Here is a 22599-nt window from a genome sequence, read left to right on the forward strand (position 1 = left end):
GATTCAGCATTGTTCTCTATTGACATAGCGTAATTTTATGGTATCATTTACTATGGTATTTTATCATTTGTGGCCCCATAGGATAACGGCTAGTCCATCGGATTCTCAGTCCGAAGGTCGGGGTTCGATTCCCCGTGGGGCTGCCAGTATGCCCCAGTAGTTCAACGGATAGAACGGCGGATTCCTAATCCGCAAATGGAGGTTCGACTCCTCCCTGGGGCACCACAAGTAAAACTGGGCCGTTAGCTCAACAGGTAGAGCACCTGACTCTTAATCAGGGGGCTGTGGGTTCGAGTCCCACACGGCCCACCAGGGTTTTATAAATTGAGAAGAGGAAGCGCCCGGCTTCCCACCCTGAGCCAGAGAGGCGAAAGGGTTGGTGGAATTAAGTGAACAATTGTTTGTTGAAAGTATAATATAGGCGGGCGCTTGCTCGCCTAAAATTTTTGTTGGGAGGCGAAAGATATCGATAGGATAGTTAAGAATGAGGAAATTAGAGCCCCGGAGGTTCGTGTGGTTGATTCTAATGGAAAGCAGATTGGTATAATGCCAACGGATGAAGCTCTGGAGCTGGCGTACTCTAAGAAATTAGATTTGATATTGGTTGCTCCAAATGCGAAACCACCTGTTGCGAAGATGATGGATTATGGAAAGTATAAATATGAACTTGCCAAACGTGAGAAAAAAGCCAAGAAAAACCAGAAGATTATAGAAGTAAAGCAGATGAAATTTAGAATAAAAATTGATGAGCATGATTATCAGACAAAGGTAAAGCATATAAAGCGATTTCTGGAAAGTGGAAACAAAGTTCGTGTGGTTATAATGTTCAGGGGAAGGGAACTGGCTTTTGCAGACAAAGGAGAGGAAATATTGAAACGTGTTATAAATGATCTTCAAGATATTGCAAGTGTAGAAAAACCACCCAAACTTGAAGGACGAGATATGTGGATGATGCTAAAACCTAAAAGTTAAGGAGGGAAAACGATGGCCAAAAACAAGATGAAGACCCACAAAACTGCAGCAAAAAGATTTAAAATTACGAAAAATGGGAAAATTATGAGAAGGCATGCTTATGCATGGCACAAGACAGGAAAGAAAAGACGTTCAACTTTAAGGGCACTTCGATTGGAAACAGAGGTTGCTTCCAGTGACAAAGAAAGAGTTTTAAGAATGTTAGGGAAAAGATAAGAGCTGAAAGGAGGAATCAGAAATGAGAGTAAAGAATGCAGTTCATGCCAGGAAAAAGAGGAAGAAATTTTTGAAAGCTGCAAAAGGTTATAGAGGAGCGTTAAGCAGAAGGTACAGACTCGCAAAACAGGCGTATGTAAAAGCAAAAAGACACGCTTATGTTGGAAGAAAATTGAAAAAAAGAAATTTCAGAAAGTTGTGGATTACAAGAATAAATATCGCTGCAAGAAATGAAGGTTTAAAATATAACGAGCTTATTCACGGTTTAAAACTGGCAGGTGTGGCAATTAACAGGAAGATGCTTGCTGAAATTGCTGTGAATGATCCTGAGGCATTCAAAGAGTATGTTAATTTAGCGAAAGAGGCTATTGGCAAGTAAACCAGAACTCACACTCCTGGATTCCAGGCCTCGGTGCCTACAGGAAACGGGGTTTTGAGTAGGTCGGTCTGGAGCTGAAAGGAGTGGAGGTTCGAAACCAAATGGGAGGTGTTAGAGAGTGCCAGTGGTAACTATGAAACAACTTTTGGAAGCGGGAGTACATTTTGGTCATAGAACTCAAAGATGGAATCCAAAGATGAAACCCTATATTTTTGGTTCCAGAAAAGGTATTTATATTATTGACTTGCAAAAAACTCTTAAACTTTTAGACGAAGCATATGATTTTATAAAGGAAAAAGCAGCCGAGGGTGGAACAATTCTTTTTGTGGGAACGAAGAAACAGGCCCAACAGGTGATAAAGCAGGAAGCAGAAAGATGTGGAGCTTTTTATGTTAACCACAGATGGCTTGGTGGACTTTTAACTAATTTTAAAACTATTAGACAGAGAATCGATAAGCTTATTGAGCTTGAAGAAATGGAAGCAAATGGTGGGTTTGACAACCTATCGAAAAAGGAGCAAAGCAGGTTAAAGAGGATCCTTGAAAAATTGAGAAAAAATCTTGGTGGATTAAAGAACATGGATAGGATACCAGATGTTATTTATATAGTTGATCCAAGAAAAGAAAGGAATGCAATTTATGAAGCAAATCTTTTGAAAATACCAACAGTATCAATAGTTGATACAAATTGTGATCCAGACGAAATTGATTACATTATTCCGGGAAATGATGATGCTATCCGCGCAATTCATTTGATAACTTCAAAAATAGCTGATGCTTATCTTGAAGGAAGAGAAGGATTAGCATATGGAGAAGTTGAAGGTGAAGAGGAAAAGAAAGAGGGAGAAGAGGAACTGTTTGAGATAGAAGATGTTGAAGAAGGGGAAGAAATGTAATAAGATGTGGTTAGTTTAAAGCCCCCTAAAGGGGGCTTTATTGATTTTTATTGATTTAAATATAAAAGGAGCGATAAAAGTGTTTATAGCATTTGAAGGAATAGACGGTTGTGGAAAAAGCACGCAATTAGATTTGTTTTACGATTATTTAGTAAAATCGGGCTTTGAATGTATAAAGGTAAGGGAGCCTGGCGGAACAATACTTGGTGAAAAGGTTCGACGAATACTTTTAGATAAAGAAATGCGTATTAATTCAAGAAGTGAGCTTTTGTTGTTTTTGGCTTCAAGGGCTCAATTGATAGAGGAAATTATAAAGCCTTCTCTTGAAAAAGGTTATTATGTTCTTGCAGACAGATTTGCAGATTCCAGCATAGCTTATCAGGGCGCAGGAAGAAATTTAGGGGAGGTTGTTGTAGAAAAGTTGAATGCTTTTGCTACAGATAATATATTTCCAGACATAGTTTTTTATATAGATATTCCCGTAAAAGAGGCGTTAAGAAGGATTGAAAGCAAGAGTAAAGATAGGATAGAAAGAGAAGGGGAAAATTATCTAAGAGTAGTGAGGGAAGCTTATCTTAGCATGGCTAATAAAAGGGAAAATTTTTATATATTAGATGGTACAAAGTCTATTGAAGAGATTCACAATGAGATTGTAAATCTTTATAAAAGTTTTAAACCATCCCCATAAACTTTTCAAGAATATTCCTGGCAAGGTCAATAATTTTTTCAAGCATCCACCCGCCTAAAAATAATAATGTCAGAAATAGTACAATAATACGCGGGGCAAATGTTAGAGTTTGCTCGTTTATTTGCGTGGCAGCCTGGAATATACTTATTAATAGTCCCACTAAAAGACTTATAAGCAAAGGTGGAATTATCACAGTAAGTAATGTTTGAATAGCCATTTTCATTACGTCAATAAAAACTTCTATAGTCAAAATTAACCACCTCCGAAACTTTTAATAAGACTTCCCACAACCATATCCCAGCCGTTAACAAGTACGAACAATAAAATTTTAAATGGCAGTGAGACAAGTACAGGCGGTATCATAATCATTCCCAATGATAGTAATATACTTGCAACGACCATGTCCATAACTATGAATGGAACGTAAAGTAATATTCCCATTTTGAAACCTATTTCAAGTTCACCAATGACAAAAGCCGGGATTAATATAGAGTTTGGTGTTTCATCTATTGAATTTATTTTCTGCCCAACTTCTTCGGCGAGCATATATACATTATCTTCGTTGTGATGTATCTGAAGTTCTGTGATCATAAATATTCGTAAACGATCCATTGACCTTGAAAATAGCTCCTCATAGGTTATTTTTCCTTCCATGTATGGAGTTAAGGCATTGGAGTAGATATCATTCCAGACAGGTTGCATTATAAAAAAAGTTAAAAATAGTGCAAGTCCTATCAATATCTGATTTGGTGGAGTTTGACGTGTACCAAGAGCATTTCTTAAAAAGGAGAACACTATGATAATCCGGGTGAATGATGTGAATAATATGAGAATACTTGGAGCAAGGGCTAAAACAGTTAGTAAAATTAGTAGTTCTAATGTGTTAACTAAATCTCGAGGTTGTTGGGGTGGAGATACCTGTAAACTTATTCCAGGAAGGGGTATTTCGTTTTGGGAAAATATTATTACGGATAATATTAAGAGCGATATTGTCAACCATTTTTTCATTTTTTCTCACCTTTTTTGGTGAGTTTTTTAAAAAATTCGGACCGAAAACTATGAACCTCTTCTAATTCACCGGATTCAACGGTATCAAATTTTTTGATAATGTTTCCACCATTTTCTGTTATTAATAAAGCATAGTAATCATCGCCTATTCGAACAACAGCAACGCAGCTGTTTTTAGTTATGTATTTACGTTCAATTATAGAAACAAAACGACCCCCAGAAGTCTGGGGGAATTTTCTTTTTACTATCAAGTATGTTACCGACATTACTATTAAAAAAATAGTAACTGCTACTACAAAGCCAACTAAAGAGCTTATGAATTTCCCCTCCTATTTTGAAACTTTTTGAATAGCTTCAACTACTCTTGAGTTCTGGAATGGTTTAACTATAAAGTCTTTGGCCCCCGCCTGAATAGCTTCTATAACCATAGCCTGTTGACCCATAGCACTACATACAATGATAGTTGCATCAGGGTCTATCTTTTTAATTTCTTTTATAGCATCGATTCCGTTCATTTCAGGCATTGTTATATCCATGGTAACTATGTCTGGTTTTAGTTCTTTGTATTTTTCAACTGCTTCTTTTCCGTTGGTTGCTTCTCCAACAACTTCATGACCTGCCTTTGTAATTATGTCTTTCAACATCATTCTCATGAAAGCGGTATCATCAACAACTAATATTTTCTTTCCCATACTATACCTCCTCTATACCTATTATTTCATTTAGTATTTCTTCTAAGTCTAAATATACCACAAGTCTCTGACCTTTTTTAATCAGTCCTTTAGCTTTTTTTCCATAGGTATCCATTTTCCCAAATGCTTTGTCTATTTCTTCTGTAGAAGTTCTCAAAACACCTTTTACCTGCTCTACAAGAAAACCAATTTCCACATCAGATATTTTTGTGATTATTATTTTTTTATATTCCTCGGTCGATGTATCGTTACAAATTCCACCGAGTATTTTTGGAAGATTAACAACAGGTATTATTCGTCCTCTAAGGTTAATAACCCCTTCTATCACTTCTTTTGCTTTAGGTACCGGTGTTATTTCCTCTCTATCTATTACTATTTCAACGAAATCAACGTCGAAGGACATTTCTTGATTACATAAATTGAAACTTAAAACTTCAAAGTCTCTTACAACTTCTTCACTCATTTATATCACCTCACTCAACTATATTGGCGGTGTCAAGTATGAGAGCGATACTTCCATCACCAAGGGTGGCACCACCACTAAATTCTTTTACATCAGTAAAGAGTTTTCCAAGGGATTTTATAACTATGTCCTCCTGACCTATTAATGTATCAACAGCTATCCCATATTTTCGATTACTGGTTTTTATAACAACCACGTTCATTTCTTCTAAATTGTGTTCGTGTTCAATGTTCAACGCTTCCCATAACCTTATAATAGGAATTACTTCACCACGTCTGACTATTACTTCTTTATTTTGAACCATCTGTATCTCGTCTGGTGTAATTATTAACGTACTGTCTATTACAGAAATTGGTACAGCGTAAATATATTTATTGACTTTTACAAGTAATGCCTGAATAATTGCAAGGGTAAGAGGAAGTTTGATAATAACTTTTGTTCCTACATCTTTTTTTGATTCTATTGAGACGTTTCCATTCAAAGATTCTATGGTGTTTCTGACAACATCCATCCCAACACCACGACCAGATAGTTCACTTACTTCTTCTTTTGTTGAAAATCCAGGCATAAATAGGAATTCGTATATTTTTTCATCTGATAGAGAGAGTGCTTTTGACTCATCCACCAGACCTCTTTCTATAGCTTTTCTAAGTATTTTTTCTCTGTCCAATCCACGACCGTCGTCCTCTACTTCTATAATCACATTATTTCCTTCATGGCGTGCAGATAATTTAAGAGTTCCAACTGGTGGTTTCCCTTTGGCTATACGTTCTTCTTTTGTCTCTATACCGTGATCTATAGCATTTCTTATAAGATGAACGAGAGGATCGCCTATTTCTTCTACGAAGGTCCTGTCAAGCTCTGTTTCCTCACCCTGTAAGATAAAGTTTATTTCTTTTCCAAGATTTTTTGAAATGTCTCTGACCATACGTGGAAAACGGTTGAAGACGTATGCTATTGGTACCATCCTTACTTTCATAACAATATTTTGAAGATCAAGAGTAATTCTGCTGAGTTGAGCAAGTGACTCGTCAACTTCTTTTATGTTGTATTTTTTTAGAATATCAATAATTCTACTTCTGGCGATTACAAGTTCTCCCATTAAATTCATAAGGGTATCAAGTTTTTCTATGTCTACCCTTACAGTCTGGGTTACTTTAACTTTTTCTTTAGCTTTTGCACCATTTTTTACTTCCTTGTTATTTTCATTGGTTTTGCTCTGGGATTCGTTAGTTTGTTTTCGTTTAATTTCTACGGGTTTTACTATTACTTTTTCTATTTCAGAGATAGAAACAAGCTTTTCCTGTAATTTTGATGGTTCTACTTTTGCTATTACGTAAAGTTCAACTTCTCTGTCGAATTTTTCACTTTCTATATCCTCAACACTTGGGATACTTTTAATAATTTCTCCACCGAGCTCTTCTATTGAGTGAAAAACCATGTACATTCTTGCAGATTTTAACTGGGTGCCCTCTTCCAGCATAACTTTTATATAATATAGTTCAAAACCTTTTTTGCGCGCCTCAGATACTACATGAATTAAGACGTCATCTGTTTCGTAAATTATTTCTCCAGCTTTTTTCTCGCCATTATTTTCTTTTTCGCTGGTAGCTTCAGGAATTTCTTCCAGAGTTTCACCTGAAGCCATTTTTTCAAAAGATTCTACTAATGTACTGATATCTTCTTCAATATCCTCTGATCCGCTTTCGGCAATATTTGCGATCATTTTTTCAATAAAGTCTAATCCTGAGAAAAGATAGTCAAATTTATCTGAATCTATCTTTACTTTTCCTGAGCGAACAGCATCCAGGAAATTTTCCATTCTATGGCACAGCTTTGCCATTTTCTCAAATCCCATTGTTCCAGCCATGCCTTTTAATGTATGAAGGGCTCTAAATGCTATGTTAACATATTCCATATCTTCTGGATTTTTCTCTAAATCAAGAAGTGCATCATTTAACTGTTGAACATATTCGCGACCTTCATCAATAAATACACTTAAATATTCGTCAAATTGACTCATATAATCACCTCCAGGGTTTACATTACTTCAATATAGTAATTTACAAAGTATCCGTCTCGTTCTTGCCAGAATATAAGTTTCGAGTTGAGATTTATTCCCAGGAATTTTTTTACAATATCGCCTATATCTATGAAGACTTTTAATAAATAGTTCCTTTTTTTATCAAGATAATTGTATGCTGGAATATTCATCAATCGTTTATTAGAGCTTTTCTTAGCGTAAATTTCTTTAGATATGTTACTAACAACAAAAAATTTCTCGAATTTGTAAAAGTATAGATTTGAGTTTTCAGAAATTGGAATAATCCACTGCCCTGTTTTGTCATCATAATAGCCCGCGTACTTTTTAATGACACTGTCAATGTTATCTAACCCGTCTGATAGTTTAAAAAGAAAAGCTACGGAAACTTCTGTTGATTCACTCAAATCTCCAACTATGTAAAAAGTCGAAGTTGCGTTTTTAAGTACAGTATTTGCAATATCATAAAATTTATACAACTCGTCTCCATATCCTGAAACCCAATCGCTGAATATTTGAACAACGTCCATGCTTTCTTTAACGCTAATACCGGCAAAATAATTTCCTAAAACTGGTATTGTTTCCATTAGATCTTCTGTTTTCGTTGGAGGTCTTTCCGTTTCCATTTTTTGAGAAATGTTCAACTTAAAAACAGAATTTTCCACAGTTCCGGTTAAAATAACGTATTCCGTTTTTTCATCATTTTCTTTTGATAATCCCATTTCGATTTTTATTGCATCTCCTTTGGAATAACCTGTTATCCAGTAATCACCTTGCTCTACATTATTAATTATGTTAGAAATTTTTTCTTTCATTTGAAGTTCAGGAGTTTTGTAAACGTTTATACAATAATCTAATGCCTGCTTGCTTCCTGCTATTACAACGTAATTTTCAACAACTTTTGAATATAAACTTTCACTTAATATGTAAACTTCCTGTTCTTGTTTTATCTCAAGTCCAAGAAGTCTTGCAAGATAATTTATGAACAACACACCTTTATCTGTTTCAAAAACAACAATAGAATCTCGAGTTAACACTTTTAATATATCAAGATAATAATTTATGTCGAAAGATACCATTTCATCAAGAGTTAATGTTACGCCTTTTGCGGCAAAGACAATGTCACTTGCTATAGATGTCAATAACACTTCTTTTTCATAACCATATTCTTTTTCAATTCTTTCAGCGGAGCTAAGAAAATAGTTTTCAAAAGATAACCCTTCTTCTTTTAAAACAAATTCAAAAAAAGGTACATCTTTCAATTTGTTATACCATCTGCCATTATTCTTGAAATGAAGAAAAAGGTCATAATTATACGGTATAAAATTTAGTATATTTCCAATGACAATTGATGAAAATAAAATTATCAAAAAGAGTGCCACTTTATTTTTCAACGCCAAGTACCTCCCATGCGGTTTCTACTATATAGTCTACCATATTTTCTATACGAGTGTTACATAAAGGTGTTAAATTTAGTTTTAGAAAAAACTCAATATTTCCTTCGCTTCCCTTTATTGGTGAAAAGGTTAAATCTATAGGGCATAAACCTTCTTCTTTTGATTTATTTATTATATCATTAATTACCTTTTTTTGGACATTTTTTGATTTAACTATTCCTCCCTTTCCTACGTTTTCTTTTCCCGCCTCAAATTGAGGTTTAATTAATATTACAGCTGTTCCGTTGTCTTTTAATATATTCTTTATTACAGGGAGAATTTTTTTAATAGAAATAAATGAAACATCACAAACTACCAGATCTACTTTTTCTCCTAAATGTTTAGAGGTAATATATCTTGCATTTGTTCTTTCAAGCACAACCACTCTGGGATCGTTTCTGATTTTCCAGTGAAGTTGCCCATATCCAACATCGATACAAAAAATTTTCTTTGCGCCTTTTTGAAGTAAAAAGTCTGTAAATCCGCCTGTAGAGGCACCAATATCGCAAACAGTTTTTCCTTTTATGTCAAATTTAAAAACCTTCCACGCACCTTCTAATTTATATCCTCCTCTGCTTACGTATTTTTCCTGAGACTTCAATCTAATGTTAGAATTTCTTGAAACTAACTTTCCTGGTTTATCAACGAGCTGATTATCGACTATAACTTTACCACCCATTATTAACCTTTTTGCTTTTTCTCTACTTTCCGCCAGACCTCTTTCAAATAAAAGGATATCCAGTCTTTCTTTATCTTTTTCTTTCATTTGTTGAACCTCCATGTTCCTTCTTTAGTAACTATATAGAAATTGCCATTCCAGATGTACGATAATATATAATCTTTGATTTTTTTATCCATGTAATAGTACGTGTCTTTTATTTTGTATATTCCTTTATATCTTGGTTTTAAAACATTTCCATACACAAATTTTAAGTCGTTGTATATTACAAAATCCTGTCCCTTGATTATCTCGTAAGTGTTTTTTGTTCTAAATTTTTTAATGTCCAGCTCTATTAGACTATTATCTGAGGCTATAAAAATGGAATCTTTAGTAAGTCCTACTCCCCAGACATCTTTAAAAAACTTCTCAAAAAGTATTCTTCTGCGTGATAAATCAAACAGAATGACATTATTATTTATAAAACTAACCAACAAAAGGTTTTCGGAAAAAAACCAATCAACCGGGGTGTAATGAAATTTGTATTGCCACAGTTTGTCAATGTTTTCTAACGTTCCATCTGAATAAAAAACATAGTTTTTATATACATCGATTATCGGTATCTGGTTTTGTTGTAATTTTCCTTTTTCATATTTATAGTGCATGGATATTACCTTTTCACTGTCTATGTAGTAAGGAGTCTCAGGATAAGTAAAATAACTATTTAAGTGATCTTCAAAAACTTTAGTACCATCAAACTTATACTTTCCGAATATTCCATATATATCTTTAAAGAAATTCTCCGAATATGTTATTTCCATGGGTTTTCCTAAATAAACTGTCATACCTTCAACAGTTACAAAGCCTTCTCTAAGATTTTTTGTTTGACCATTTATAATAAGGGGATAAACATTACGCTTATGTTCTACTATATAAGGTTTGTTTTTTCCTTTTTGAATATTTATACTATTTGTAATTGGATCATAAATAATAGAATACTCTGGCGTTGTTTTTTTCTCAAAAATATTCTTTAACTCATCAAAAAGTAAAGAAATATTTGAAGACAGATTAGAAAAATTGTCTATGGCTTTTTCTTGATAAGTTACTTTCCAGGCGTATAGGTTTTTATCGTGTGCAATATACACATAAACAGGTGTGCCAACACCTAATAGATAGCCTCTTTCAAAAAAGAAATTTTCAATGGATTGTTTGTATTCTTCAGGGCCCTCGTAAAGAAGAGTTAGAACAGGCTGTTTCATCCACGCCTTTATTACTGAACTGGCTTCTGAAGTTAGTTCAGGTCCTAAATAAAATAGTACACCACTTGCTTCTATTGTAACAAAATTTGCAATTGATGCTAAAATAACACTTTGTATAAGTATAACCCATGCGGCGGCGCAGTGCCTGCGGCTTTTTCCCTTGAACGTGCCTCCAGCACCTCCTTAACTTTTTCGGGACTCCAGTGTTCCAATCCAACTTTTATAAGGGTTCCAACAATGTTTCTTACCATGCGTCTTAAATATGAAATTCCCTCTACTCTTATTAGTATAACTCCATTTTTGGGTTCCAAAATTCTTACTTTGAAGATAGTTCTAATGGGATTTTTTTTATCATCTCCCTTCTGGAATGATGAAAAATCGTGCTCGCCCTCCAGAAAAATCGCACCTTCTCGCATTTTTTGAATATTTAATTTGTATGGAAAATGCCACATATAATTTCTCAGAAAGATGTTTTTATTTTTTGTGCTTATGTAATAGTGATAGATTCTCTTTTTGGCTGCAAATCTTGGGTTAAAATCTTTGGAAACTTCCCAGGCTCTTTTAATATAAATATCAGCTGGTAGGTTTGCGTTGAGTGCATTTTTTATATCAACGGGGGTGAGTCTTTCAATTGGACAGTTAAACGCAGCGACCTGCCCAACTGCATGAACTCCTGCGTCTGTTCTACCAGCAGCTTGTGTGTATATTCTCACTTTGAAAATGCGTTCCAGAGCATTTTCAAGTTCTCCCTGTACAGTTCGTACGCTGGGTTGTCCCTGATAACCAAAAAAGTTTGTTCCATCGTATGCGAATTCTATGGCGAATCTTTTCATAGAGACATAATCCTCCCACCACCAGCTTTTTTGGCCACATGCAGTGCCTTCTTGGCGTCTTTTAAAAGCCTGTTTAAATCTTTATATTTTTCTGATGTTGAAATACCTATACTTAATGAAAGTTCGGGATAAATTTCATGAATTTCTTCAAGCATTCTTGAAAAATACATTATTACTTTAAGCTTGTTTACATTGAAGAACACGGAGATAAACTGACCGCCTCCTATTTTGTATGATATAGAAAACTTTCCAAATTTGTCTTTTAAATAATTTTCCAGAGAGTTTACAATCACTTCGCCGTATTCTGGGCCATTTGTAAAATTAAATTTATCCAGCTGATCAATATCTATAATAGCTACAACTATGTCTTTTGTTTCTCTTATAATATTTTCGGCAAGTCTTACAAATTCAGGATAAGATAATTTTTTTAGATACGAATTCTGGCTTGTGAGCCAGTAACGAGAATACGGCGTTTTTTTGAGAAGTTCATACATGAACCACGAAAGAAAACCGAGGAGTTTTAGCTCGTGCTCTGTAGGTCGCAACCCACTTGATGGTTTATCGTAACTAATATAACCTACCATTTCACCTAATTCTGTATAGATGGGAACCAGTAAAATGTCCCCTCTTTTCCAGCTGTTTTCAATATCAAATGTTGGATATTTAGCAAACACATAATATGAAAAATTTTCAAGACTCAAAGAACCTTCAGGGATAAAGTAAACTCCCTCTTTTCGAAATCTTTCCTGAAAAAAACGTTTTATAGTGGATAATTCTGGATTACCACTTTTTACAAAATTCCATTCCTCTACTGTAAGTCCATGTTGAGAAACTCTTATCACACGTTCAGCTGATTTGTCAAATACACTAAGTAAAGCTCTTTCAAAACCAGATATTTCACAGAAAAGTTTTAAAAGTTTTTCAATATTCTCATCAAATTCTGTATCATTTGTTCTGTAAACTAAATCAGGTATTTTGTAAAGGTTATTGTTTATACTTCGCAGTTTATAGCTTTCTATTCTTTCAAGTAAAACTAAGTTATAGTTTTTTACAAAACTTATAATTAAAAAAAGCAAAAAGGAATACGTGAAAAACACCATTAGAATGTAAGGAAAGGTTATTTCTGAAAAAAGGTAAATATTTGAGATAATCAACGACGAAAGAATTATTAGTATAGAACTATAAAAAAGTGGATTCACAAGGTTTAGGAAGAACTCTTTTCCGAAATATAGAGAATCAAGTAAGATATTAGCTATTAAAAAAGTTATTGCAAACGCTGGAATTCGTAAATAATCAACAGGTATTAAATAATAGAAAAAAGTTCCTACGCTGTAAAGAAAGAAAGAGAAGGCGCTTCGAATAAAGCGATTTCTTTTCGAAAATATGAACCAGAAAGCAGCCGAAAACAAAGTAGCTGTTTCAGGTGAAACAAAAAGCAGGAAAGGTATGGTAATTAATATGTCGCTTGCGAACGAATATTTTCCGAGTTTTAATTCCATTCTGTGGAAGAGATACGTTCCTATTCCCAGTAATATTAAAAAAAGCCAGTTTGTTGAAAATATAAAACGACCTGAACTAAAGATAATGAAAAAACCTAAAGTATATAAGAATAAGGAAACAAAAAAATCTTTTTTCTTCAAATAAAATCTCCCCTCATTTAAGATGTTAGACTGATAAATATTTTACCATTTTTATTACAAAATTCACAGGTTTAATTGTAACAAAATTTGGCGAGGTTGGCGAAATAAGATCCTTCGTCGCTGGTGCTCCTCAGGATGACATCCCCTCACATTCGTTCGGAATGACAAAAGAAGGAGAATATTATTCTAAGGAGCGAGAAAGCAAGGAATTCCTCCTCTGTGTCATTCCGAGGAGCGAAAGCGACGAGGAATCCACCGCCCATGTCATTCCGAACCCGAAGGGTGAGGAATCTTATAATTAGCGAGGTTAGCAAGGTTGGCGAGGTTGGCGAGGTTAGGGAGGCAAATCATTAAACAGTGAATGACACTGATTTGTAACAGCTCACGTCACTGATGAAATCAAGTTAACACATAATTTTATATTTAATTTAACTACGGATACTTTTTTATGGTTGTATAATTATCGAGGAGGTGAAATTTGTGGCAATAGAGAAGATTTTAGCAATTGTAATAGTTGGTATTGCTTATTACTTTATTATATTTGGGAAAAAGCACAAAGCACCTATAATATTTGGATTGTCTTTATTGGTAGCTGTTTTGAAATTGGTGGAAGGTCTTGAACCTTATAATATAAGCAAAGTTGTTGACTTGAATACATTGGGTTTACTTGCGGGGATGATGATAATAGTGGAGTTTTTAAGAAAAACAGGTGTATTTCAATTTTTGGCTATAAAAATAGTGAAAATAGGAGGGAAACACTTTTTCTGGACAATAACGGGACTTATGGTTCTAGTGGCAATTGCTTCTGCTTTTTTAGATAATCTTGTCACAATTATCCTCATAGCACCTATGATATTTCTTATAACAGATACGCTTGGATTAAACCCTATTCCATTTCTTATGCTTACAATAGTTATAGATAATATAGGTGGTATGTCCACTTTGATTGGGAGTCCTTTAAATTTAGTTTTGGGCTCTGTTAGTGGGTTAAGTTTTAACGATTTTATAGTAAATATGGGATTGATAAGTATTATATCTTTTGTCGTTGTAATAATCCTTTTTAAAAGGTATATGAAAGTTGATGAGAATGTTTTGAAGAAGCTTGAACAACTTTCTACAGTGGATGAAAGAAGTGCTATTATAGATAGAAAATCCATGAAATTTTCCGTTACAGTTTTTGTAGGTGTAATAATATTTTTCGCTTTACATAGCATCTTAAATGTTGAATTATCGTTTATCGCGCTTTTAGGAGCGATAGTTATTATGTTATACCACAAAAAGGATTTTGCAGATATTTCTCATGAGATTGATTGGGATACTTTATTCTTTTACGCGGGACTTTATATTTTATCATACGCCCTTGAAGAGGTTGGAGTAACCCAATCACTTGCGAATATTTTCACTACATTTGGGCATAGTAAAATTTTGTACAGTTTTGTTATTTTCTGGTTTGTATCTTTTGCGATTCCATGGTTAAGTGCCGTTCCAGGTACTCTCATAATAGCACCGATGATCAGATTACTTGTAAATTCAGGATTCAGCAGTAAACTCTGGTGGGTATATGGAGTGAGTGCCAATTTAGCAACAAATCTGACGCCGTTGGGGGCAGTTCAAAATATTGTGGGAATGAACCTTTTATCTAAACAAATTGGAAGAGATTTCAGCTTTGGAGAGTATATGAAGTGGGCATGGAAACCATATTTGATAACTTCTCTATTAGGGTTTGTTTATTCTCTGTTGGTCGTTACACGAGGAGGCTAAATTGTGAAATGTAAAGGTTGTGGTGTGGAACTTCAACATGTTAATCCAGAAAGGCCTGGCTATGTACCTTTAGAGATAATGGAGAAAGCTTTGGAAGAAGAGATATTGTGCCAGCGATGCTATAAGATAAAACATTACGGAAAGTTAATAACCCCTGTAAATGAAAATTTTTTTATGGAGCAGTTAAGTACTGTTTTGAAGAAATTCCAGAACTTTCTTTATATAATAGATATTTCTGATTTTGAAGGAACTTACAGAGAAGAAATTATGGAAAAAATTTCACACAAAAACGTATTTTACGCCGTGACAAAGTTTGATTTACTTCCAAAGAGTGTATGTGCCGGTGAGGTGCAAAATTGGTTGAAGAAAAGGCTAAATGTTTCAAACGATAAAATATTCTTAACGAGCAGCAAAAACGGTTTTGGATTGAGAAAACTTGAAAAATTTCTTGTTTCTTTGAACGATGATATAGTTGTATTAGGGGTAGCAAATGTGGGAAAATCTTCGTTGATTTCTCGCTTTTGTGAAGATTCACCTACTATTTCACCGTTTCCAGGTACAACTCTTGGAATAGTAAAAAGAAAGATAAAGGGATCCAGAACATATTTTTATGATACTCCAGGTATCATAACAAATGATCGGGTACTTGATATGCTATCTCCTGAATGCCAGGCAAAAATTCTTGCAACACGAGAGTTATCAAGGAAAACCTATAAAATAAATGCGTCGCAATCAATACTTGTTAGTGCCTATTGTTGCTTGAGAGTCGAATATAATACAGAAAAACTTCCAATATTCCAGATTTTTGCGCCTGCGGGGGTGAAATTCCATTTGACAAAAAGTGAAAAAACCAACAAACTAATATTGGAAAGAAACGGGGAAGTTTTAGTACCGCCATGTAAGAAAACCAATTTAGATGGCATGCGCTGGAAAGAACAAAGAATAAATTTAGATGAGGAAAAAGAGCTTGTAATCTCGGGGCTTGCCTGGATAAATGTAAAAAGAGGTCCTTTTACAATGATTGTTAAGGTACCGGAAAATATTTCGATTCATATTAGAGATAAATTAATAAATCCAAAAAGGAAAGGAGGAAAAAACAGGTGAAAAAGAAGGAACCAGGTATAATTGCTGGAGTTAGTAACAGACACGTGCATCTTTCACGGGAAGATGTTGAAACTTTATTTGGTAAAGATTATAAGCTCACACCCATCAAGGATTTAGGACAACCTGGTCAATTTGCTTGCCAGGAGACTGTTGTTATTGTTGGTCCAAAAGGTGCTATTGAAAAGGTTAGAGTATTAGGACCAGAAAGAAAAGAGACGCAGGTAGAAATTTCGTTAACAGATGCTTTTAAACTTGGAGTTATGCCACCTGTAAGAGATTCCGGAGACCTTGAAGGAACTCCTGGAATTGTTATTGTTGGTCCAAAAGGAAGTGTTATAAAAGAAAAAGGTGTTATTATTGCGAAGAGACATATTCACATGCATCCAGATGATGCGAAAAATTATGGAGTAGAAGACAAACAAATTGTTAAAGTTGTAGTTGAAAAAGCAGGAAGAAGATTAGTCTTTGATGATGTTCTTGTAAGAGTTAGTAAAAAGTATGCGCTCGAATTTCATGTAGATACCGATGAAGCAAATGCAGCACTTTTAAAAACGGGAGATTTAGTTTACATTCTTGAAGAGTAATAAAATTATTGTAAGGATGTGACTCTTGCCTGGCAAGAGTCACATTTTTTTTAGTAAAAGCGGCATTGGCGAGGTTGACCTTCCACCCATGTCATTCCGAACCCGAAGGGTGAGGAATCTTTTATTTAGCGAGGTTAGCGAGATTAGCGAGAGTTGGCGAGGTTGGCAAGATTGGCAAGGCCTGTCCTGAGCACGAAGTGCGAAGGAGCTTACGAGAGTTGGAGAAAAAGAATGGAAAAGACAAAAAATAGTATACAATTACTTGACAGAGACCTTATGTAAAGAACAGTTGTTCTTTATTTGTTGTTTATGATAAAATAATCAGTGTGTGAAATCAGGAGGTGAAAATATGCCAGAATTTTCAAACCCTTTTTCCGGGTTAAAAGAAAACAAAAAGCTTTCAAAGGAAGAATTAATCAGGGCAATTCGTTTCATGATAGCAGCAGAATATGAAGCTGTTCAGATGTATACGCAACTTGCAGAATCAATAGACAATGAGTTAGCTCGTGAAGTTCTTTATGATATAGCAAATGAAGAAAAGGTTCATGCTGGAGAATTTTTAAGGCTTTTGAAAGAACTTGACCCTGAAGAAGAAAAGTTTTATGAAGAGGGTGCCCAAGAAGTAGAAGAAGAGATAAAGAAGTTGCAAGATTAGCGAGATTGGCGAGGTTGGTAAAAGGATCCCTTGCATGCGTTTGGGAGGATATTCTCCTTTTATGTCATTTCGAGGAGAGCATGCGACGAGGAATCCACCGCTTATGTCATTCCGAACCCGAAGGGTGAGGAATCTTATAATTAGCGAGAGTTGGCGAGATTAGCAAGATTAGCGAGAGTTAGTAACAAACAGATTTATCACATACATTTGGAATGACAAAAGAAACGAGGAGCGTAAGCGACGAGGAATCTTGTCGTGGGCGGTGGTTAACTTCCCAGCTGTGTCATGTGAAAAATTATATTTTTATTAATAAAAAGAGGAGGTTAGAGAGAGATGGAAAATTATGTAAAAAGAGTAGAAACTGCGGCAGAATACATAAAAAGCAGATTAACTAAGCTTCCTAAAATAGCTATTGTTTTAGGTTCGGGATTGCATGGAATAGCAGAGGAAGTGGAAAATCCGATTGTTATTCCTTATAAAGAGATTCCTGAATTTCCAGTATCCACTGCTCCTGGTCATAGAGGAGAATTAATTTTTGGAGAATTTAACGGGAAAGACGTAATGCTTATGAATGGGAGATTTCATTATTATGAAGGTTATGATATGAAAGATGTTGCTTTTCCAGTAAGAGTTATGCAGCTTTTAGGAGTGGAAATACTTATTGTCACAAATGCTGCGGGTGGTATGAATCCTGATTTTGAGATAGGAAGGCCTATGTTTATAACTGATCATATAAATATGATGGGAAACAATCCATTGATAGGACCAAATGTAGAGGAATGGGGTCCAAGATTTCCAGATATGTCTAATGCGTATGACAAAGAGTTGAGACAAAAAGCTATAAATGTTGCTAAAAAGTTAGGAATATCTTTCTATGAAGGAGTTTATGTTGCAGTTTCAGGACCAAATTTTGAAACTCCCGCTGAGTTAAAGATGTTAAGATGGATGGGAGCAGATGCCGTTGGTATGTCCACAGTACCTGAAGTAATTGTGGCAAATCATGGAGGAATAAAGGTTCTGGGAATTTCCGCAATTACTGATAAGGCGGTTCATGACGACCTTAAACCATTGACTGCAGAGGAAGTGCTCGAAGTAGCAGAGAAAACAGGAAAATTAATAGCTCAAATAATTTCTGAGTTTGTCAGGGAATTATAAGGGGGGATTATATGTCCTTTCGAACTAAACTATTTGTTCTGGCAATAATTTTGGTAACGATTCCACTACTGTTTATAACATATATAAACCTGAAAATAGTGGATACACAGCTTTTTTCTATGCAAAAGGGAATACAGAGCAAGGTAGATTATGTAAAAAATACTTACGATAGCTATATAGCAAGTTTTAAAACCAATCTGGAAAAACAGGCAGAGACCTTTTCAGATGAGGTAAAAATGTTGATTAAAGAACAGGAAAAAAAATTACAACAAACTTTTGATGAGGTGTATTACAAGGCCATTTTAAAGCAGGCGAAATCTACACATGAAACAGTGATTAATCTTATAAAACAAAGAGCAAATTTGGTTATAAATGTTGCACAGGTAGCTGCAGCAGCGGACGAGAATGTAAATGCTGCAAATGAAAGAAATTTGTCTCTTACCGAGAGAAAGTCTTTGATGTTTCCTTATGTAGAAAAATTGAATTTAGATTACGCGGGATTATGGATTGTCGATACAAAACCTCCAAAAATAAAAAGCAAACCTAATGTCAAACTATCAAATGGGAAATATGTTATAGAATATGCTAAATCTACTGGCTCTGGCGCTAATGCGAAATTTTATAAAAAGCCTCCTTATCTTGAAAAGCTTTCCAATGAACTTTCTAAAATGATATCAGGTACATCAGTGTATCCTGTTTCTTTTATTTTTCCAGCAAAAGATAGTTTTTTCTTAATTTCTGCTATTGCTGTGATGCATCCTCAGCTTGGGAATACGGTAAATGGCTTTGTAATAATGGTTGACAAGATTGATAATAAGTTCTTGGATTATGTTAAATCTATATCTAATGCTGAAATTACCATATACTCCAATAATTTATCAGTTGTCACTACAAAAGTTGATAACTCTGGAAAAAGGGTGGTAGGACGTTCTCTGGAAAAGTTGAAAAATAATATTGTAAGGATTCTGGGTAAAGATTACCTTATTCAAAGAGATGATTTTGTATATTCAGGCGAAAGAATAGGAATTGTGGAAGTTGCTGTTCCATTTGAAAAAGTTAATGTCAGTGTGAATATTCCAGAGCCGAAGCCTTTGCAACTTCCTTCATTTGAGAGTCCCAAAGTCGCTATTGAGTTGAGCCTTGACAGTTCTCAACTTGTAAGGATCAATATCATGGTTACGGGAATTATATTGGCCGTTGCTATTATTGCTGTTATTATCTTTACCCGTAATTTGAGTTCACAAATAGAATTTTCCAAAACAATAATAGAAAAGCTTTCGGAAGGTGTTTTTGTGGATACAGAAAACATAAAAGCTTCTGGTGAGTTTCAGGTGATGATAGATTCTATAAAGATTCTTTCGAAGAAATTTGAAGAATTTGCAAAGAGGTTATTAGAAGATTCGAAAAATCTTGACGGGGAAGTTAACGATTTGACGTCTTTAAGTGAGCTTTTAGTGGAGGTTTCAGATGACTTTTCAATGACTCTTTCAAAATTTAGAAATAGGGCTTCTGAGCTTGTAAATAATTTTAATCAGGTAAAGGATAGTACCAGAAATGCCGAATATGCTACGGAAGAAGTGACGAAGAATCTTGAGAGTTTGATTGAAAACATTCGGGAAACTGAAAGTTCTGTTTTGAACAATTCTAAACTTATAGAAGAGATGAGCGAAAGCATAAGTAACTCTCTTGAAATATTTGAAAGATTTAGCGAGTATGTCAGGGAAACCATTGAAAGATTTAAGGATATGAAAGAAGAAATGGCAAAAATCCAGAGTATTGCAAGTCAGACAAATTTGTTAGCTTTAAATGCGGCTATTGAGGCGGCAAGGGCTGGAGAGGCTGGCAAAGGGTTTGCCGTTGTTGCTGATGAAGTTATGAAATTATCTGTTGAGATTAACAATGTCTCAAAAAATCTTGTTGAGGATATGGTAGAGTATACGACAAATCTTGAAGAATTAAAAGAGGTTTACAGTAATTCACAAAGAAATTTTGAGAAGTTATCGAATGCCAAGAAGGTTTTTATTTCAAATTTTGAAAGTATAATAGATAATGTACAAAATGTGGGACGCGAAACAAAGGTGGTCTCTCAAACACTTGAGAAAACACGAAGTGCCTTTGAAGATATGATAGAAGCATCTGAAAACGCTACTGAAACAGTAGAAGGTCTTGTTTCCGAAATGGGAAGCGTGGAAAGTGAATTTAAAAATCTTCAGAAATTCTCTGAGAGTTTAAAGAAAGTAGTCACAGATATAGAAAGAATTTCAAAAGAGTTAAGCGACATTGCTAAATGGTTTAAAATAGTGTAATATTAATACTATGGATATTGTGACTTTTGTTGAAACACAATTTTTAAATTGGGGTATGTTAATAAGTCGGCTAAGTGGTATGTTTCTCGTTACGCCCTTACTTTCCGGGAGACTTATTCCTGTGGAAGTGCGGGCGGCTTTGGTTTTATTTTTATCATATATTGCACTACCGCAAACTAAAGCTATTCCGCTTGATACTCCCATTATTCTTGTAGTCCTTTCTGTTTTAAATAACTTCCTTATTGGTTTAGCTATAGGAATGTTTGCATTTTTTATATTGGGTGCATTTTCAATAGCAGGAGAATTGATAGGAATAGAATCGGGATTTGGACTTGCTACTGCTATGGATCCAACTATGGAAGAAACTCCAATACTTGGCCAACTTGTTTATTTGTTGGCTCTTTTTGTATTTATATCGTTAAATGGTCATCTTATAGTTTATAGTGGTATACTTGATTCGATAGAGAAATTTCCCTTGTTTCTTCCAGAACTTGATTTTTCTTTTACTAATTTTCTGATATCTGGCTTTGTTGATATGTTTGTTGTTGCATTAAAAATAAGTATTCCTGTAATAGGGTACATGTTTGTTGTTAATATGCTCCTTGGATTACTCTCTCGTCTGGTTCCACAAATGAATGTTTTTATGGTAGGGATACCTATAAAAGCAGTTCTTGTTTTTATAATATTCTTAGGGTTGATACCAATATGGGCGGAAACTGCAGGGAAACTCTCGAATGTACTGGAAAGAGTGATTATGCAATTGCTTTCAAAATAAATATTCAGTTATTTGCTGATCCTGATAAAACAGAAAAGGCTACGCCAAGAAAGCGTCAGAAGGCCAGAGAAGAAGGTCAGGTTCCTGTCTCGCGAGAATTTACATCTGGACTTGCGTTACTTGCAGGAATAATGGCAATGTGGTTTGTTGGAAAAGGAATGATATATTCGTTAAAAGAAGCGTTTGTATTTTTTGCACAACTTCCCTCATACGATACAATAAATATTAGTGATCTTGGGATATATACGTGGATAGCTTTTCAGAAATTAGCGATTAATGTTGTTCTGTTTGTAGCAATGATCCTTGCAGTAGGTGTTTTTACAGGTTTTTTGCAGACCAGATTTTTGTTTACTTTCAAAGCGTTGAAATTTGATCTTTCAAAAATAAATCCTATAAGTGGATTAAAACGAATGTTTTCCATGAGATCTTTGTTTGAGTTGTTAAAATCTATATTCAAGCTTATCATTGTTGGATATGTGGGATATCTCGTAGTTAAAAGTAGATGGAATGATTTACTTTTAACACCCAATATGTCTGTAGATGAAGGAGCATTGCTTATATGGAATATAACATTTGAAATGCTTACAAAGTGTGGTATAGCATTGCTTGCCATAGCTTTCGCAGATTATTTTTTCTCGAGGTATGAGTATGAGAAAAACATCAGGATGACAAAACAAGAAGTTAAGGAAGAGTTTAAAGAAGTTGAGGGAAATCCTGAAATTAAGAAACGTCAGCGCCAGATAATGATGCAATATGCTATGCATAGAATGATGCAGGAAGTACCAGAAGCAACAGTGGTTGTAACAAATCCGACTCACTTTGCAGTCGCAATAAAGTATGATAATGAAGAAATGAGCGCTCCTGTAGTTGTTGCCAAAGGGGCTGATAAGCTGGCAGAAAGAATTAAGCAAATAGCACGGGAAAACAGGGTTCCAATTATGAGAAATCCAAAGCTGGCAAGAGAACTTTATTTTTCTGTGGAAGTAGGAGAAGAGATACCTAAAAAGCTTTATCGAGCAGTTGCGGAAGTTCTTGCTTATGTATATAGTTTGAAAGAAACTACGTGAATTTAAAATACA

At 34.7% G+C, this 22599-nt stretch carries 24 protein-coding genes and 3 tRNA genes; 16 read left to right on the top strand and 11 right to left on the bottom strand.

Translation table 11 applies throughout. The annotated features are described in order from the left end of the window. The first annotated feature begins 71 nt into the window (after window positions 1-71). The 8 genes from JYK00_RS03205 to tmk all read left to right on the top strand — a co-directional run bounded on the left by JYK00_RS03205 (window position 72) and on the right by tmk (window position 3150). Window positions 72-146 (top strand) — tRNA-Glu (locus tag JYK00_RS03205). A gap of 4 nt (window positions 147-150) precedes the next feature. Continuing rightward, window positions 151-225 (top strand) — tRNA-Arg (locus JYK00_RS03210). Window positions 226-236: 11 nt separating this feature from the next. Further along, a tRNA-Lys gene (locus tag JYK00_RS03215) sits at window positions 237-312 on the top strand. Between the two features lie 162 nt (window positions 313-474). Continuing rightward, window positions 475-972, top strand: a complete 498-nt coding sequence (gene infC / locus JYK00_RS03220) for a translation initiation factor IF-3 (protein WP_323128251.1) — start codon at window positions 475-477, stop codon at window positions 970-972. 12 nt (window positions 973-984) lie between these two features. Next, window positions 985-1188 (top strand): 50S ribosomal protein L35, encoded by a 204-nt coding sequence (rpmI, locus tag JYK00_RS03225; protein WP_207567257.1) that lies wholly within the window; start codon window positions 985-987, stop codon window positions 1186-1188. 22 nt (window positions 1189-1210) lie between these two features. Further along, complete coding sequence (gene rplT, locus JYK00_RS03230; RefSeq protein ID WP_207567258.1) at window positions 1211-1567, top strand: 50S ribosomal protein L20; 357 nt, start codon at window positions 1211-1213, stop codon at window positions 1565-1567. 118 nt (window positions 1568-1685) lie between these two features. After that, on the top strand, window positions 1686-2462 hold the full coding sequence (gene rpsB, locus JYK00_RS03235; protein ID WP_207567259.1) for a 30S ribosomal protein S2: 777 nt from the start codon (window positions 1686-1688) through the stop codon (window positions 2460-2462). 79 nt (window positions 2463-2541) lie between these two features. After that, window positions 2542-3150 (top strand): dTMP kinase, encoded by a 609-nt coding sequence (gene tmk / locus JYK00_RS03240; protein WP_207567615.1) that lies wholly within the window; start codon window positions 2542-2544, stop codon window positions 3148-3150. Here tmk and fliQ read toward each other — a convergent pair. From fliQ to JYK00_RS03295, 11 genes are all read right to left on the bottom strand, one after another. Further along, a complete protein-coding gene (gene fliQ, locus JYK00_RS03245) occupies window positions 3134-3400 on the bottom strand; it encodes a flagellar biosynthesis protein FliQ (protein ID WP_207567260.1) in 267 nt (88 codons plus the stop codon). The genes tmk and fliQ overlap by 17 nt on opposite strands. 2 nt (window positions 3401-3402) lie before the next feature. Beyond that, complete coding sequence (gene fliP, locus JYK00_RS03250) at window positions 3403-4158, bottom strand: flagellar type III secretion system pore protein FliP (protein ID WP_207567261.1); 756 nt, start codon at window positions 4156-4158, stop codon at window positions 3403-3405. Further along, a complete protein-coding gene (locus JYK00_RS03255) occupies window positions 4155-4409 on the bottom strand; it encodes a flagellar biosynthetic protein FliO (RefSeq protein WP_228288196.1) in 255 nt (84 codons plus the stop codon). The genes fliP and JYK00_RS03255 overlap by 4 nt, the downstream gene beginning before the upstream one ends. A gap of 78 nt (window positions 4410-4487) precedes the next feature. After that, complete coding sequence (cheY, locus tag JYK00_RS03260) at window positions 4488-4850, bottom strand: chemotaxis protein CheY (protein WP_207567263.1); 363 nt, start codon at window positions 4848-4850, stop codon at window positions 4488-4490. 1 nt (window position 4851) lies between these two features. Next, complete coding sequence (locus JYK00_RS03265; RefSeq protein WP_207567264.1) at window positions 4852-5313, bottom strand: chemotaxis protein CheW; 462 nt, start codon at window positions 5311-5313, stop codon at window positions 4852-4854. Window positions 5314-5323: 10 nt separating this feature from the next. Beyond that, window positions 5324-7336 (bottom strand): chemotaxis protein CheA, encoded by a 2013-nt coding sequence (locus JYK00_RS03270; protein ID WP_207567265.1) that lies wholly within the window; start codon window positions 7334-7336, stop codon window positions 5324-5326. 17 nt (window positions 7337-7353) lie between these two features. After that, on the bottom strand, window positions 7354-8748 hold the full coding sequence (locus JYK00_RS03275; protein ID WP_207567266.1) for a hypothetical protein: 1395 nt from the start codon (window positions 8746-8748) through the stop codon (window positions 7354-7356). Next, window positions 8738-9556: a TlyA family RNA methyltransferase gene (locus JYK00_RS03280; RefSeq protein ID WP_207567267.1), complete on the bottom strand. Its 819-nt coding sequence runs from the start codon at window positions 9554-9556 to the stop codon at window positions 8738-8740. Before JYK00_RS03280 ends, JYK00_RS03275 begins: the two co-directional genes overlap by 11 nt. Continuing rightward, window positions 9553-10707, bottom strand: a complete 1155-nt coding sequence (locus tag JYK00_RS03285) for a hypothetical protein (protein WP_207567268.1) — start codon at window positions 10705-10707, stop codon at window positions 9553-9555. The genes JYK00_RS03280 and JYK00_RS03285 overlap by 4 nt, the downstream gene beginning before the upstream one ends. A gap of 98 nt (window positions 10708-10805) precedes the next feature. Continuing rightward, window positions 10806-11540, bottom strand: coding sequence for a tRNA pseudouridine(38-40) synthase TruA (gene truA, locus JYK00_RS03290; protein ID WP_207567269.1), 735 nt, complete (start codon window positions 11538-11540; stop codon window positions 10806-10808). Next, window positions 11537-13180 (bottom strand): diguanylate cyclase domain-containing protein, encoded by a 1644-nt coding sequence (locus JYK00_RS03295; protein WP_207567270.1) that lies wholly within the window; start codon window positions 13178-13180, stop codon window positions 11537-11539. The genes truA and JYK00_RS03295 overlap by 4 nt, the downstream gene beginning before the upstream one ends. Before the next feature lie 480 nt (window positions 13181-13660). On the opposite strand from JYK00_RS03295, the gene JYK00_RS03300 reads away from it, so the two are divergent. From JYK00_RS03300 to flhB, 8 genes are all read left to right on the top strand, one after another. After that, a complete protein-coding gene (locus tag JYK00_RS03300) occupies window positions 13661-14941 on the top strand; it encodes an ArsB/NhaD family transporter (protein WP_228288197.1) in 1281 nt (426 codons plus the stop codon). A 3-nt stretch (window positions 14942-14944) separates the two neighbouring features. After that, window positions 14945-16045: a GTPase gene (locus JYK00_RS03305; protein WP_207567271.1), complete on the top strand. Its 1101-nt coding sequence runs from the start codon at window positions 14945-14947 to the stop codon at window positions 16043-16045. After that, window positions 16042-16629, top strand: a complete 588-nt coding sequence (locus tag JYK00_RS03310) for a phosphate propanoyltransferase (RefSeq protein ID WP_207567272.1) — start codon at window positions 16042-16044, stop codon at window positions 16627-16629. Before JYK00_RS03305 ends, JYK00_RS03310 begins: the two co-directional genes overlap by 4 nt. A gap of 349 nt (window positions 16630-16978) precedes the next feature. Then, complete coding sequence (locus JYK00_RS03315; protein WP_207567273.1) at window positions 16979-17284, top strand: ferritin family protein; 306 nt, start codon at window positions 16979-16981, stop codon at window positions 17282-17284. A 333-nt stretch (window positions 17285-17617) separates the two neighbouring features. After that, entirely contained in the window at window positions 17618-18439 is an 822-nt protein-coding gene (locus tag JYK00_RS03320) for a purine-nucleoside phosphorylase (protein ID WP_207567274.1), read from the top strand. An 11-nt stretch (window positions 18440-18450) separates the two neighbouring features. Continuing rightward, the gene (locus tag JYK00_RS03325) at window positions 18451-20745 is read left to right on the top strand and encodes a methyl-accepting chemotaxis protein (protein WP_207567275.1); all 2295 of its coding nucleotides are present in this window, start codon (window positions 18451-18453) and stop codon (window positions 20743-20745) included. A gap of 55 nt (window positions 20746-20800) precedes the next feature. Further along, complete coding sequence (gene fliR / locus JYK00_RS03330) at window positions 20801-21520, top strand: flagellar biosynthetic protein FliR (protein WP_228288198.1); 720 nt, start codon at window positions 20801-20803, stop codon at window positions 21518-21520. Continuing rightward, window positions 21451-22587 carry a flagellar biosynthesis protein FlhB gene (gene flhB, locus JYK00_RS03335; protein ID WP_207567277.1) on the top strand — a complete coding sequence of 379 codons (1137 nt, stop codon included), beginning with the start codon at window positions 21451-21453 and terminating at the stop codon, window positions 22585-22587. Before fliR ends, flhB begins: the two co-directional genes overlap by 70 nt. Window positions 22588-22599 lie beyond the last annotated feature (12 nt).

It is taken from the genome of Thermosipho ferrireducens (genome assembly GCF_017358165.1).
GTDB lineage: Bacteria > Thermotogota > Thermotogae > Thermotogales > Fervidobacteriaceae > Thermosipho_B > Thermosipho_B ferrireducens.

What these genes read in the sequence shown, in the direction of transcription:
- rpmI (WP_207567257.1), top strand. Translation starts at nt 985, where the DNA reads ATGGCCAAAAACAAGATGAAGACCCACAAAACTGCAGCAAAAAGATTT.
- rplT (WP_207567258.1), top strand. Translation starts at nt 1,211, where the DNA reads ATGAGAGTAAAGAATGCAGTTCATGCCAGGAAAAAGAGGAAGAAATTT.
- fliP (WP_207567261.1), bottom strand. Translation starts at nt 4,158, where the DNA reads ATGAAAAAATGGTTGACAATATCGCTCTTAATATTATCCGTAATAATA.
- cheY (WP_207567263.1), bottom strand. Translation starts at nt 4,850, where the DNA reads ATGGGAAAGAAAATATTAGTTGTTGATGATACCGCTTTCATGAGAATG.
- JYK00_RS03265 (WP_207567264.1), bottom strand. Translation starts at nt 5,313, where the DNA reads ATGAGTGAAGAAGTTGTAAGAGACTTTGAAGTTTTAAGTTTCAATTTA.
- JYK00_RS03270 (WP_207567265.1), bottom strand. Translation starts at nt 7,336, where the DNA reads ATGAGTCAATTTGACGAATATTTAAGTGTATTTATTGATGAAGGTCGC.
- JYK00_RS03280 (WP_207567267.1), bottom strand. Translation starts at nt 9,556, where the DNA reads ATGAAAGAAAAAGATAAAGAAAGACTGGATATCCTTTTATTTGAAAGA.
- JYK00_RS03285 (WP_207567268.1), bottom strand. Translation starts at nt 10,707, where the DNA reads ATGAAACAGCCTGTTCTAACTCTTCTTTACGAGGGCCCTGAAGAATAC.
- truA (WP_207567269.1), bottom strand. Translation starts at nt 11,540, where the DNA reads ATGAAAAGATTCGCCATAGAATTCGCATACGATGGAACAAACTTTTTT.
- JYK00_RS03315 (WP_207567273.1), top strand. Translation starts at nt 16,979, where the DNA reads ATGCCAGAATTTTCAAACCCTTTTTCCGGGTTAAAAGAAAACAAAAAG.
- JYK00_RS03320 (WP_207567274.1), top strand. Translation starts at nt 17,618, where the DNA reads ATGGAAAATTATGTAAAAAGAGTAGAAACTGCGGCAGAATACATAAAA.
- JYK00_RS03325 (WP_207567275.1), top strand. Translation starts at nt 18,451, where the DNA reads ATGTCCTTTCGAACTAAACTATTTGTTCTGGCAATAATTTTGGTAACG.
- fliR (WP_228288198.1), top strand. Translation starts at nt 20,801, where the DNA reads ATGTTAATAAGTCGGCTAAGTGGTATGTTTCTCGTTACGCCCTTACTT.
- flhB (WP_207567277.1), top strand. Translation starts at nt 21,451, where the DNA reads ATGGGCGGAAACTGCAGGGAAACTCTCGAATGTACTGGAAAGAGTGAT.